11 protein-coding genes are annotated in these 13,472 nt (G+C 68.3%); 8 read left to right on the top strand and 3 right to left on the bottom strand.

The features are described 5' to 3' along the window. Positions 1–18 precede the first annotated feature (18 nt). From HWX03_RS15655 to HWX03_RS15665, 3 genes are all read left to right on the top strand, one after another. Positions 19–1,311, top strand: a complete 1,293-nt coding sequence (locus HWX03_RS15655; protein ID WP_175871807.1) for a dicarboxylate/amino acid:cation symporter — start codon at positions 19–21, stop codon at positions 1,309–1,311. A 4-nt stretch (positions 1,312–1,315) separates the two neighbouring features. After that, positions 1,316–3,325, top strand: coding sequence for an ATP-binding protein (locus HWX03_RS15660; protein WP_175871808.1), 2,010 nt, complete (start codon positions 1,316–1,318; stop codon positions 3,323–3,325). Between the two features lie 88 nt (positions 3,326–3,413). Further along, positions 3,414–4,766: a sigma-54 dependent transcriptional regulator gene (locus HWX03_RS15665; RefSeq protein WP_174389938.1), complete on the top strand. Its 1,353-nt coding sequence runs from the start codon at positions 3,414–3,416 to the stop codon at positions 4,764–4,766. Between the two features lie 100 nt (positions 4,767–4,866). Here the strand turns inward: HWX03_RS15665 and HWX03_RS15670 are convergent, their stop codons facing one another. Beyond that, entirely contained in the window at positions 4,867–5,403 is a 537-nt protein-coding gene (locus HWX03_RS15670) for a TlpA disulfide reductase family protein (protein ID WP_174389939.1), read from the bottom strand. Between the two features lie 157 nt (positions 5,404–5,560). On the opposite strand from HWX03_RS15670, the gene HWX03_RS15675 reads away from it, so the two are divergent. Further along, on the top strand, positions 5,561–6,133 hold the full coding sequence (locus HWX03_RS15675; protein ID WP_175871809.1) for a hypothetical protein: 573 nt from the start codon (positions 5,561–5,563) through the stop codon (positions 6,131–6,133). Between the two features lie 333 nt (positions 6,134–6,466). Here HWX03_RS15675 and HWX03_RS15680 read toward each other — a convergent pair whose 3' ends face one another. Both HWX03_RS15680 and HWX03_RS15685 read right to left on the bottom strand, forming a co-directional pair. Further along, the gene (locus tag HWX03_RS15680) at positions 6,467–8,071 is read right to left on the bottom strand and encodes a YifB family Mg chelatase-like AAA ATPase (RefSeq protein ID WP_175871810.1); all 1,605 of its coding nucleotides are present in this window, start codon (positions 8,069–8,071) and stop codon (positions 6,467–6,469) included. Positions 8,072–8,350: 279 nt separating this feature from the next. Beyond that, on the bottom strand, positions 8,351–8,602 hold the full coding sequence (locus tag HWX03_RS15685) for an accessory factor UbiK family protein (protein WP_006489451.1): 252 nt from the start codon (positions 8,600–8,602) through the stop codon (positions 8,351–8,353). 355 nt (positions 8,603–8,957) lie between these two features. Between HWX03_RS15685 and HWX03_RS15690 the strand changes: the two genes are divergently transcribed. The 4 genes from HWX03_RS15690 to gshB all read left to right on the top strand — a co-directional run bounded on the left by HWX03_RS15690 (position 8,958) and on the right by gshB (position 13,367). Next, positions 8,958–9,296 carry a P-II family nitrogen regulator gene (locus tag HWX03_RS15690; RefSeq protein WP_027789049.1) on the top strand — a complete coding sequence of 113 codons (339 nt, stop codon included), beginning with the start codon at positions 8,958–8,960 and terminating at the stop codon, positions 9,294–9,296. Positions 9,297–9,333: 37 nt separating this feature from the next. Beyond that, positions 9,334–10,842, top strand: coding sequence for an ammonium transporter (locus HWX03_RS15695; protein ID WP_175871811.1), 1,509 nt, complete (start codon positions 9,334–9,336; stop codon positions 10,840–10,842). 243 nt (positions 10,843–11,085) lie between these two features. Continuing rightward, entirely contained in the window at positions 11,086–12,375 is a 1,290-nt protein-coding gene (gshA, locus tag HWX03_RS15700) for a glutamate--cysteine ligase (RefSeq protein WP_034208466.1), read from the top strand. A 35-nt stretch (positions 12,376–12,410) separates the two neighbouring features. Then, entirely contained in the window at positions 12,411–13,367 is a 957-nt protein-coding gene (gene gshB, locus HWX03_RS15705) for a glutathione synthase (RefSeq protein WP_174390398.1), read from the top strand. The last annotated feature ends 105 nt before the right edge of the window (positions 13,368–13,472 follow it).

A 13,472-nucleotide genomic window follows, 5' to 3' on the forward strand; every position in this document is an offset into this window, starting at 1 on the left:
ACTTCAGCAGGAATCATCGTGAAGAAGAAACCTTTCTACAAAGTGCTCTATGTGCAGGTGATTTTCGCCATCATCGTCGGCGTGATCCTCGGCCATTTCTACCCGTCGATCGCCACCGACATGAAGCCGCTCGGCGACGGCTTCATCAAGCTGATCAAGATGGTGATCGGCCCGATCATCTTCTGTACGGTCGTCACCGGCATCGCCGGCATGGAGGACATGAAGAAGGTCGGCCGCGTCGGCGGCAAGGCGCTGCTGTACTTCGAGATCGTGTCGACCTTCGCGCTGCTGCTCGGCCTCGCGGCCACGCACCTGCTGCGTCCGGGCGTCGGCTTCAACATCGATCCGGCGACGCTCGACGGCAAGGCCGTCGCGTCGTACGCGGCGAAGGCGCATGGGCAGTCGACGGTCGACTTCCTGCTGCACATCATCCCGAACACGATGGTCGATGCGTTCGCGCAGGGCGAGATCCTGCAGATCCTGCTGATCGCGCTGCTGTTCGGCAGCGTGCTCGCGCACCTCGGCGAGCGCGGCAAGGTCGTCACCGACTTCATCGACGGGCTCACGCGCGTGCTGTTCGGCATCGTGCACATCGTCACGAAGCTGGCCCCGATCGGCGCGTTCGGCGCGATGGCGTTCACGATCGGCAAGTACGGCGTCGGCTCGCTGGTGCCGCTGCTCAAGCTGATCGGCACGTTCTACCTGACGTCGATCGTGTTCGTGCTGGTCGTGCTCGGCACGATCGCGCGCTTCACCGGCTTCTCGATCATCCGCTTCGTGTCGTACATCAAGGAAGAACTGCTGATCGTGCTCGGCACGAGCTCGTCGGAAGCCGCGCTGCCGCAGCTGATGGAAAAGCTCGAGAAGGCGGGATGCTCGCGTTCGGTCGTCGGCCTCGTCGTGCCGACCGGCTATTCGTTCAACCTCGACGGCACCAACATCTACATGACGATGGCCGTGCTGTTCATCGCGCAGGCGACCAACATCGAGCTGACGTGGATGCAGCAGCTCACGCTGCTGGCCGTCGCGATGCTGACGTCGAAGGGCGCGAGCGGCGTGACCGGCGCGGGCTTCATCACGCTCGCCGCGACGCTGGCCGTCGTGCCGACGATTCCGCTGTCGGGCATGGTGCTGATCCTCGGCATCGACCGCTTCATGAGCGAATGCCGTGCGCTGACCAACATCGTCGGCAACGGCGTGGCAACCGTCGTCGTGTCCGCGTGGGAGAAGGAGCTCGACCGCAACAAGCTGCGCCAGGCGCTGAAGGGCGGCGGCGAAGTCGCGCCGACCGAGAAGACGGCCGGCGTCTGACGCGATGAACGAGCAGGCGGCGGCACCGCCCGCCGGCCGTGCGGCCCGCGGCGGCCGGGGTATCGATGCGCAGGCCTATGACACAATAGGCGATCCGCATCGCCAGGAAGCCTCGACCGTGACGCGCCGCCTGCTCATCCTCGTCGTGCTTGCCGCCGCGCTCGCGGCGGCGTGCGCGCTCACGTGGACGATCACCTGGCAGCGCGGCGTCGCCGAGCTGCAGCGCAATGCCGCGGTGCGCGTCGAGCGCACCACCAACGCGCTCAAGAGCACGCTCGACCGCTACGAATCGCTGCCTTACCTGCTCGGCAGCCATCCGTACGTGCAGGACCTCCTGGCCGAGCCGAAGCGCGGCGACTACACCGCCCGCGTCAACCGTTATCTCGAAGATCTCAACGAACACGCGCACGCGACCGTCACCTACGTGATCGGCGCGGACGGCCTGTGCGTCGCCGCCAGCAACTGGCGCGCGCCCGACAGCTTCGTCGGGATCGAATACCGTTTCCGCCCGTATTTCCTCGATGCGATGAATGGCCGGGTCGGCCGCTTCTTCGGGATCGGCACGATCTCGCGCGATCCCGGCTACTACATCTCGCAGCCCGTGTGGCGCGACGGCAAGATCGCGGGCGTCGTCGTCGTGAAGCTCAACCTCGAATGGTTCCAGGGCGCCGACGCGTCCGAGCCGCTCGTCGTCGTGGACGATCACGGCGTCGTGTTCCTGTCGTCCGTGCCCGCATGGAAGTACCACACGCTGCGCCCGCTCACGGGGCCCGTCGCCGCGTCGATCTACGAAACGCGCCAGTACGCGCAGCAACCGGTCACGCCGCTGCCGCTGCGCGTCGAGCAGACGCTCGGCGCCGATGCGGAGATCGTGCGCCTCGGGCCCGGCCTGCGCGCGCCGCGCTTCCTCGCCAGCAAGCGGCGGATCGGCGAGCCCGACTGGCTGCTCGTCACGCTCGCGCCGCTCGCGCCGATCGACGCCGATGCGCGCAACGCGACGATCGTCACCGGCTTCGGCTTCGTATCGGTCGCGCTGCTCGCGTTCTACTGGCGGATGCGCCGCGCCCGCGTGCGCGAGATGATCCGCGGCCGCGCGCTGCTGCAGCAGGCGTACGCGGAGCTGAACCGGCGCGTCGAGGAGCGGACGGCCGATTTGTCTGAAGCGAACGAGCAGTTGCAGAAGGAAGTCGGCGACCGCATCCGCGCGGAGCAGGAGCTGCGCGCCGCGCACGACGAACTGATCCAGGCGAGCAAGCTCGCCGCGCTCGGCCAGATGGCGGCCGGCATCACGCATGAACTGAACCAGCCGCTCGCGGCGCTGCGCAGCTTCTCGGACAACACGCGCGTGCTGCTCGATCGCGGCGAGCAGGCCGCCGCGCGCGAGAATCTCGAGGCGATCGCCGCGCTCACCGAGCGGATGGGCAAGATCACCAACCAGCTGAAGCTGTTCGTCGGCCGCGCGAAGCCGCGCAACGAGCAGGCACTCGTCGTGCGCGCGCTGCGCAGCGTGCTGTCGCTGCTCGACGAGCGCCTGCGCGGCGTCGCGCTCACGCTGACGCTGCAGGACGCGACCGTCTCGCCCGCGCACGACGCGCCGCTCGACCTGGCGCGCGATTATCCCGAACTCGTCGCCCGCTGCGAGGACCTGCGCCTCGAACAGGTGCTGATCAACCTGCTCGGCAACGCGCTCGACGCGGTGGCCGGCGTCGCGGCGCCGGCCATCGAGGTGACGATCGCGGTGTCGGCCGCGACGCTCGCGGTCGAAGTGCGCGACAACGGCTCCGGCATTGCGCCCGATCTGCTGCCGCGCCTGTTCGAGCCGTTCTTCACGACCAAGGAAATGGGGCGCGGGCTCGGCCTCGGCCTTGCGATCTCGTCGTCGATCGCGAGCGACGCGGGCGGCGCGCTGACCGCACGCAACGCACCGTCGGGCGGCGCGCTGTTCGTCTTGACGCTGCGGCGCGCCCGCACGCATCATCCGGACTCCGTGTCCGAGCCGGCGGGCTCGCATTAGCGTGAGCCGGCCCGGTCGGCGAACGACCGGCATCAACGAGCGCCGCGTGCTATAGCGCCGCGCGGCTTGTCAGGAGCAAGTGAGTACGATGGCCAACCGGCTGCAAGTGATCTATATCGAAGACGATGCGCTCGTGCGCCGGGCGAGCGTGCAGAGCCTTCAACTGGCGGGCTTCGACGTCGCCGGCTTCGAGTCGGCCGAAGCGGCCGAGAAGGCGATCGTCGCGGATACCGCCGGCGCGATCGTCAGCGACATCCGGCTGCCCGGCGCGAGCGGGCTCGACGTGCTCGCGCAGTGCCGCGAGCGCGTGCCCGACGTGCCGGTGATCCTCGTCACCGGGCACGGCGACATCTCGATGGCCGTGCAGGCGATGCGCGACGGCGCGTACGATTTCATCGAAAAGCCGTTCGCGGCCGAGCGCCTGATCGAGACGGTACGCCGCGCGCTCGAGCGCCGCGAGCTCGTGCTCGAGAACCACGCGTTGCGGCGCGAGCTGGCCGGGCAGAACGTCGTCGCGCCGCGCATCATCGGCCGCAGCCCGGCGATCGAGCAGGTGCGCAAGCTGATCGCGAACGTCGCGCCGACCGACGCGTCGGTACTGATCAACGGCGACACGGGCGCCGGCAAGGAGCTGATCGCGCGCAGCCTGCACGAGCTGTCGCCGCGCCGCGACAAGCCGTTCATCGCGGTGAATTGCGGCGCGTTGCCCGAGCCGATGTTCGAGTCGGAGATGTTCGGCTACGAGCCCGGTGCGTTCACCGGCGCCGCGAAGCGGCGCGTCGGCAAGCTCGAATACGCGTCCGGCGGCACGCTGTTCCTCGACGAAATCGAAAGCATGCCGCTCGCGTTGCAGGTGAAGCTGCTGCGCGTGCTGCAGGACGGCGTGCTGGAGCGGCTCGGCTCGAACCAGCCGATCCGCGTGAACTGCCGCGTGGTCGCGGCCGCGAAGGGCGACATGAGCGAGCTCGTCGCGGCCGGCACGTTCCGGCGCGACCTGCTGTACCGGCTCAACGTCGTGACGATCGCGCTGCCGCCGCTCGCCGAGCGCCGCGAGGACATCGTGCCGCTGTTCGAGCACTTCATGCTCGATGCGGCCGTGCGCTACGGACGGCCCGCGCCGGTGCTGACCGACCGGCAGCGCGCGAGCCTGATGCAGCGCGACTGGCCGGGCAACGTGCGCGAGCTGCGCAACGCGGCCGACCGCTTCGTGCTCGGCGTGGCCGACATGCCGCAGGAAACGGGCGCGGGCGACGACGCCGACAACGACCAGACGCTGAAGGAGCGCATCGAGCAGTTCGAGCGCGCGGTGATCGCCGAGGCGCTGAACCAGACGGGCGGCGCGGTCGCGGCAACGGCCGACCGGCTGCATGTCGGCAAGGCGACGCTGTACGAGAAGATGAAGCGCTACGGGCTGTCGGCGAAAGGCGAAACCGAGCGCTGAAAAGCAAACGGACCGCGGAACCGGGGGGCCCGGTCATGCGGTCCGTTTCTTTTGCCGGAAGGGCGCGGTGCGCGTGCCCTCGAGCCGGATCCGGCGGCGCTCAGGCCGCGTTGCCGTCGAGCGCCTTCTTGAGCAGCGCGTCGAGTTCCGCGAACTGCGGCGCGCCGACGTAGCGCTTCAGGATCTTGCCGTCCTTGTCGACGACGAAGGTCGTCGGCGTGAGCTGCACGTTGCCGAACTGCTTCGCGACGCTGCCGTCGTCGAGCGCGACCTTGAACGGCAACTGGCGCGTCTGCGCGTAGTTCGCGACGTACATCGGCGGATCGTAGTTCATCGCGACCGCGACGAATTCCAGCCCCTGACCCTTGAAGCGATTATAGGTCTCGACCATCTGCGGCATTTCCTGCATGCAGGTCGCGCAGCTCGTCGCCCAGAAGTTCACGAGATAGACCTTGCCCTTCAGGTCGCCGGCGGTCGAGACCTTCTGGCCCGACAGCAGCGTGAAGGTCGCGTCCGGCACGCTGGACTTGCCGTTGAACGCAAAGAAGCCGGCGACGGCGATCGCCGCGACGACGGCGGCCGCGACGAGGTAGCGGACGGGGCCGGTGCTGCGGCGGGCGGGAGGCGTGGTGTTCATCTGGTGCTCTCGGAGTCGATGACGCTGATCGATGCAAAGGACGTCGAAATTCGGCGCTCATTTTAGCGCGAATGCGGCGCGCGCACCGGCGGCGGCCACACATCTCGGGTTTCAGGTTCGGCGGATAATGGCCGCTTTGCCTGCCGCGATCCACGCCATGCCGAAGGAAGTCATCGATTCGTTGCGCCCCCTTTTTCGCCCGCTGCGACACTTCGCCGCGCTGGCCTGCCTGAGCACCGCGCTGGCCGCGTGCTCGCCATCGTACGACTGGCGCACGCTGCACAACGACGCCGGTTATACGATCGACCTGCCGGCGAAGCCGACCGTCGAGGAACAGCCGGTGGCGCTCGGCGGCACGTCGATGCCGATGCGGATGCAGGCCGCGCACGTCGACGGCGCGGTATTCGCGGTCGGCACGCTGACGCTGCCCGACGACCGGGACGACACGCGCCGAGCGGCACTCGAATTCCTGCGCGCGGGGCTGTCGCGCAACCTCGAAGGCGCGCCGCAGACCGCGTCGGTGCCCGTGCCGCTCGCGGCCGGCGGCGCGGTGAACGGGCTCGAGCTGCGCATCGCGGGTGCCGCTGCCGGCGGCGATCGCGCACGCAAGACGATCGTCGCGCGGCTGGCCGCGCGCGGCCGGCACGCGTACCAGGCCGTCGTGATCGCCGACGGGCCGCTCGCGCAGGAGCAGTTCGACCAGTTTTTCGGCTCGTTCAAACTCGATTGACGATGGCCGGCGAGGGCGCTCAGACACACTGTGACAACTGAAAGTTCATTCGCAGCTTTCGACGCTAATCGCCGGATTTTGCGAGGGTTTTTCAGCTATCCACAGCGCATGTGGATAACTTTGTTGAAAAGTAGCCGGTATTTCCCGCAAAGCCGCGCGGGACGGCCTTCCGGTCCGTTTGGTCGCCCGTTCGCCTTTTGAGAAAAATCAATCAAAACAATGGGATATGAATTCCGTCCGGCAAAGGCCGCGGCGAGCCGCAATCCGGGGCCGGATTCGTGAAATTGTGCATAAGTCAAGTCTTGACAGCCTGATTTTGTCCTCCCAAGCCGCTCACAGCGCCGTCAGCGCGCGCCGATAGCGGATCGCCTCGGCGATCTGCGCGGCGGTCGGCAGCGGGTCGCCGGCCAGGTCGGCGATCGTCCGCGCGACTTTCAGCACGCGGAAATACGCCCGCGCCGACCAGCCGAAGCGCTCGCCGGCCTCGCGCAGCAGCCGTTCGCCTTCGTCGGTCGGCCGGCACAGGTCGTCGGTTTCGCGGCCGCTCAGCATGTGATTCGTCTTGCCCTGCCGATCGAGCTGCAGCGCACGCGCCTGCGCGACCCGGGCGGCCACCGCCGCGCTCGGCTCGCCGGGTGCCGTCGCGCGGGTCGCGAGTTCGGCCGGCGACAGCGCGGGCAGGTCGATCTGGATGTCGATGCGGTCGAGCAGTGGCCCCGACAGCTTGCGCAGATAACGGGCGGCCACGTCCGGCGAGCAGCGGCAGCGCCCGGACGGATCGCCGTGCCAGCCGCACGGGCACGGGTTCATCGCGGCGATCAGCTGGCACGCGGCGGGGAAGTCGGCCTGCTCGGCCGCGCGCGAGATCGTGATGCGGCCGGCTTCGAGCGGCTCGCGCAGCATTTCCAGCACGTGCCGGTCGAATTCCGGCAGTTCGTCGAGAAACAGCACGCCGAGGTGCGCGAGCGTGATTTCGCCCGGCTGCGGCGGATTGCGGCCGCCGACCAGCGCGGCGGCGCTCGACGAGTGGTGCGGCGCGCGGAACGGCCGGCGCCGCCACTGCGCGGGCGAGAAGCCGAGCCGGCTCGCGGACAGCAGCGCGGCCGAGGTCAGCGCCTCGTCGTCGGTCAGCGGCGGCAGCAGGCCGGCCAGCCGTGCCGCCAGCATCGACTTGCCGGCCCCGGGCGGGCCGACCATCAGCATGTGATGGCCGCCCGCGGCCGCGACTTCCAGCGCGCGCCGCGCGCCGCGCTGGCCGACGACGTCCGCGAGGTCGGGCGCGGCGGGTGCCGGCAGGCCGTCGAGACAGGGTGCCGCGACCGGCGTGAGCCGCCCGTCCGGCGCATCGGCAAGGTGCGCGCACAGCGCGGGGAGGTCGCGTGCACCGAACACGGTCACGCCCGGCACGAGCGCGGCCTCGGCGGCACTGTCGAGCGGCAGGTACAGCTCGGGCGGACGCGATGTCGCGGTGGAATCGCGCGGGGCGCCGGAATCCAGGCCAGGGCCGCCGGCGAAGCCCGCACCGGATTCCTCCGCACGCCGGTCCCGCGCGGCGCCGCACGCCATCGCGAACGCGCCGCGCATCGGCCGCAGTGCGCCGGTCAGCGACAGCTCGCCCGCGAATTCGCGGCCGGCCAGCGCGTCGGCCGGGATCTGGCCGTTCGCGGCGAGGATGCCGAGCGCGATCGGCAGGTCGAAGCGGCCCGATTCCTTCGGCAGGTCGGCCGGCGCGAGATTGACGGTGATGCGGCGCACCGGGAATTCGAATCCGCAGTTCTGCAGCGCGGCGCGCACGCGCTCGCGGCTTTCGCGGACTTCGAGATCGGGCAGCCCGACGATCGAGAACGACGGCAACCCGTTGGCGAGATGGACTTCGACGGTGACGTCCGGCGCGCGGCCGGAGGCGGGCGCGCGACTGCGCACCACGGCGAGCGACATGGCGAGGCTCCTGTAAACAGGCGGACGACGGCCGTTCGGGGCCGCATGCCGCGGGAATCGGAGGAATCGGGTGCGCGCTTGCCGGCGTGGCGCGGGGAAAGAACGAGGTGTTGCGAACGACGAACTGCGAAGAGCGATGGACTGCGAAGAGCGATGGACTGCGAAGAGCGATGGACTACGAAGAACGACGGACGACGAAGAGCGGACGCGCGGCTTCAGGGTGGCGGACGCGGGCCGCACGAGGCGGCCCGCGCCCGGACCTTGCGGCCGGGTGGGGCGTCAGGCCTGCGGGGCGGCGAGCTTCTGCTCGAGTTCCGCGACGCGCTTTTCGAGTTCCTCGAGGCGCACGCGGGTGCGGGCGAGCACCTGGGCCTGGGTATCGAATTCCTCGCGCGTGACGAGATCGAGCTTCGAGAAGCCTTGCGACAGCATGGCCTTCACGTTGCGCTCGACGTCCTTGGCCGGCGAGTTTTTCAGCAAATCGCTGACGCGCGACTGCAGATCGTTGAAAACGTCGCTGGGTTGCTTCATGTGATTCCCCTTCCTTGCACAAAAAATGTGCATCTTCAGTTGCGTACGTGCCCATGATGCACGCATGACCGGAAATGGTGCGCGCGGGGCGCGAATTCCGGGCACGGCGCCCGCATGGGTGAATGGCCCGGCGATCCGGGACGTGCGTGCACTCTAGCAACGATCCTTTCGCCGCGCCAGCAAACCGGGCCATGTTGGCCATTCGGCCGGGCTTCCGCGCCTTACATCGCGGGATGCGACCCCGTTCCGGAGCCATTCGAGACGGTGTTCGGACCAACATGGCATGCGAGTTGCTGAGAAGAGTCCGTTACAACATTCCAACTCAGTCGACGGGACAACCCAGCGAGAGGACTTCATGAAACTCATTACCGCAATCATCAAGCCGTTCAAGCTCGATGAGACGCGCGAGGCGCTGTCGGCGCTTGGCGTCTCCGGCATCACGGTGACGGAGGTGAAAGGGTTCGGGCGCCAGAAGGGGCACACCGAGCTGTACCGCGGCGCCGAATACGTGGTCGATTTCCTGCCGAAGATGAAGATCGAGGCGGCCGTGTCCGACGATCTCGTCGACCAGGCGGTGGAAGCGATCGAGCGGGCCGCGCGCACGGGCAAGATCGGCGACGGCAAGATCTTCGTCACGGCGATCGAACAAGTGATCCGGATTCGCACCGGGGAGACAGGCGCGGACGCGCTGTAACAGAACAGACAATACAAGCGACAAGAGGAAACCCAAGATGCGCAAACTTCTGATGTCCCTGCTGATGGCCGGCTCGCTGATCGCGGCCGGCGTCGGCTCCGCGCTCGCGGACGACGCGGCGTCCGCCGCGGCTGGTTCCACCGCGGCTGCTTCCACGCCCGCCGCCACCGCTTCCGACGCATCGGCTGCCGCCGCTTCGGCGCCGGCCGCCGACGCATCCGCCACCGCCGCTGCCGCACCCGCTTCGGGCGCGGCCGACGCATCGGCCGCCGCCTCCGCGCCGGCCGCCCCGGCGGCGCCCACCGCGCCGTTCTCGGTCGATTCGTCGAAGATCAGCGCGGGCGACACCGCGTGGATGCTGACCTCCACCGCGCTCGTGCTGTTCATGACGGTCCCCGGCCTCGCGCTGTTCTACGCGGGCATGGTCCGCAAGAAGAACGTGCTCGCGACCGTGATGCAGAGCTTCGCGATCACCGCGCTGATCACGGTGCTGTGGACGGTGGTCGGCTACAGCCTCGCGTTCACGCCGGGCAACGGCTTCATCGGCGGCCTGTCGCGCGTGTTCCTGCACGGCATGGCCTACGTGAAGGGCGACAAGGCGACGACGCTGACGGTCAGCCATCTCGCGTCGACGATTCCGGAATCGGTCTACTTCGTCTACCAGATGACGTTCGCGATCATCACGCCGGCGCTGATCTGCGGCGCGTTCGCCGACCGGATGAAGTTCTCGGCGATGCTCGTGTTCATGGCGCTCTGGTCGCTGATCGTCTATGTGCCGATCGCGCACATGGTGTGGGAGCCGACCGGCTGGCTGTCGGCCGACGGCGTGCTCGACTTCGCGGGCGGCACGGTGGTGCACATCAACGCCGGTATCGCGGGCCTCGTGTCGTGCCTCGTGCTCGGCAAGCGCGTCGGCTACGGCCGTGAGTCGATGGCGCCGCACAACCTGGTGCTGACGATGATCGGCGCCTCGATGCTGTGGGTCGGCTGGTTCGGCTTCAACGCGGGTTCCGCGGTCGCGGCCGACGGCCGTGCCGGCTTCGCGATGCTGACGACGCAGGTCGCGACGGCCTGCGCGGCGCTCGGCTGGATGTTTGCCGAATGGATCGCGAAGGGCAAGCCGTCGGTGCTCGGCATCGTGTCGGGCGCGGTCGCGGGTCTGGTGGCGATCACGCCGGCGGCCGGTTTCGTCGGCGTGGCGGGCGCACTCGTGATCGGTATCGCGGCAGGCGTGATCTGCTTCTGGTCGGCGACGTGGCTCAAGTCGAAGCTCGGCTACGACGATTCGCTCGACGCGTTCGGCGTGCACGGCGTGGGCGGGATTCTCGGCGCACTGTTGACCGGGGTGTTCGCGGTCAAGGACATCGGCGGCATGGACGGCAGCCTGCTGCTGCAGGCGAAGGGCGTGCTGATCACGCTGGTCTACAGCGGCGTGCTGAGCTTCGTGCTGCTGAAGCTGATCGACCTGACGATCGGCCTGCGCGTGACCGAAGAGGAAGAGCGCGAAGGGCTCGACGTGATCCTGCACGGCGAGCACGTGGAGTAAGTCATACGAATCAACGGCGGGCCGCCGCGACGACGGCGCCCGCTCCGAATGAGCGCAGCGACTTCGGCCCGCCTACCCGGCGGGCTTTTTTTCTCCTGTCACCCACTGCCGTAGCGCATAACCCTGCGCGCTATCGGGTCAATAGCCGAAAATATCCTCGAAACCCTTGCGAAGCCGGGAACAATCCCCAAATGGGCAGGGCAATTGCTCTACAATCTTCATTCTCCCGCTCGCGAGTGATTCATGGTTCCCCACCTCGTTACCGCGTTGAACGGTCCGCTGCTCGAACTCGAGCAGAAGATCCTCGACGCGACGCCTGCGATCGAACGCTGGTTCAGGCTCGAATGGCAGGAACACACCCCGCCGTTCTATTGTTCGGTGGACCTGCGCAATGCCGGCTTCAAGCTGGCGCCCGTCGACGCGAACCTGTTTCCCGGCGCGTTCAACAACCTGCCGTCCGAAGTGCTGCCGCTCGCCGTGCAGGCCGCGATGGCCGCGATCGAGAAGATCTGCCCGGACGCGAAGAACCTGCTCGTGATTCCCGAGCTGCCGACCCGCAACGCGTTCTACCTGGAAAACGTCGCGCGCCTCGCGACGATCATGCGCCAGGCCGGCCTGAACGTGCGTTTCGGCTCGCTCGACCCCAGCATCACCGACATGACGCCGATCACGCTGGCCGACGGCCAGAAGATCGTGCTCGAACCGCTCGAGCGTTCGCAGCGCCGCCTCGGCCTGAAGAATTTCGACCCGTGCTCGATCCTGCTGAACAACGACCTGTCGGCCGGTATCCCGGCCGTGCTGGAAAACCTGCACGAACAGTACCTGCTGCCGCCGCTGCACGCGGGCTGGGCCGTGCGCCGCAAGTCGACGCACTTCGCGTGCTACGACGACGTCGCGAAGAAGTTCGCGAAGATGGTCGGCGTCGATCCGTGGATGGTGAATCCGTATTTCGCGCACGTGGAAGGCGTCGACTGGCAGGCGCATGAAGGCGAGCAGGCGCTCGCCGACGCAATCGACGGCGTGCTGAAGAAGATCGCGCGCAAGTATCGCGAATACGGGATCAGCGAGAAGCCGTACGTCGTCGTGAAGGCCGACGCGGGCACCGCGGGCCGCGGCGTGATGACCGTGCACGACGCGGCCGAGATCGGCCGGATGACGAAGGCCGAGCGCGCGCAGATGGCCGAATCGAAGGCCGGCCTCGCGGTGCGCGACGTGATCGTGCAGGAAGGCGTCTACACGTTCGAGCGCGTCGGCGACGAAGTGGCCGAGCCGGTCGTGTACATGATCGACCGCTACGTGGTCGGCGGTTTCTACCGCACGCACGGCGGCCGCGAGCGCGACCAGAACCTGAACGCGCCCGGCATGCACTACGTGCCGCTCGGCTTCGAGCACACCGCGCTGCCGGATGCAGGAGCTAAGCCGGGGGCCGCGCCGCCGAACCGTTTCTACATGTACGGCGTCGTCGCGCGGCTGTCGCTGATCGCATCGTCGATCGAACTGGAAAAGACCGACCCCGAAGCCATCCAGGTGTAACGGACCTTCGGACCTTCGCTACGTACAGGACCCGCATGGACATTCTTTTTATCGCCGACCCGCTCGAGCATTTCAAGATCTACAAGGATTCGACCTACGCGATGATGGCGGAGGCCGCTCGGCGCGGGCATGCGGTGTACGCGTGCGAACCGCGCCACCTCGCGTGGACGGGCTCGGCCGTCGAGGCCGACGTGCGGCGCATCACGTTCGTCGGCGAACTGGACGACCTGCATCGCGACACCTGGTTCGACGCGGGCCCGGTCGACGCGCGCCGTCTCGAATCGTTCGGCGCGGTGCTGATGCGCAAGGATCCGCCGTTCGACATGGAATACGTGACGTCGACGTGGCTGCTCGAGCTGGCCGAGCGCGCGGGTGCGCGTGTGTTCAACAAGGCGCAGTCGATCCGCGATCATTCGGAGAAGCTCGCGATCGGCGAGTTTCCGCAGTTCGTCGCGCCGACGCTCGTCACGCGCGACGCGAAGCGGCTGCGCGCGTTCCACGCCGAGCACGGCGACGTGATCCTGAAGCCGCTCGACGGGATGGGCGGGATGGGCGTGTTCCGCGTGAAGCCGGACGGCATGAACCTCGGCTCGATCGTCGAGATGCTGAGCCACGACGGCACGCGCTCGGTGATGGCGCAGAAGTTCATCCCCGAGATCAAGGCCGGCGACAAGCGCATCCTGCTGATCGGCGGCGAGCCGGTGCCGTATTCGCTCGCGCGGATTCCGCAGGGCAGCGAGGTGCGCGGCAATCTCGCCGCGGGCGGGCTCGGCGTCGCGCAGCCGCTGACGGACCGCGATCGCGAGATCGCCGCCACGCTCGGGCCCGTGCTCGCGGCGCGCGGGCTGCTGCTGGTCGGGCTCGATGCGATCGGCGACTGGCTGACCGAGGTGAACGTCACGAGCCCGACGTGCTTCCGCGAGATCATGGAGCAGACGGGCTTCGACGTCGCCGCGATGTTCATCGACGCGCTGGAGCGTGCGGCCGCGTAGGCCGCCTCCCGCGCAACCCCGGCGGCGGCCGCGCAGGTCCCCCGTCGCCGGAGCAGCTTGACCGGCCTGCTACAATGCCCGCTCGCCCGGTGCCGAAATCGGCGC

It is taken from the genome of Burkholderia sp. BCC0397 (assembly GCF_902832865.1).
Taxonomy (GTDB): Bacteria; Pseudomonadota; Gammaproteobacteria; order Burkholderiales; family Burkholderiaceae; genus Burkholderia.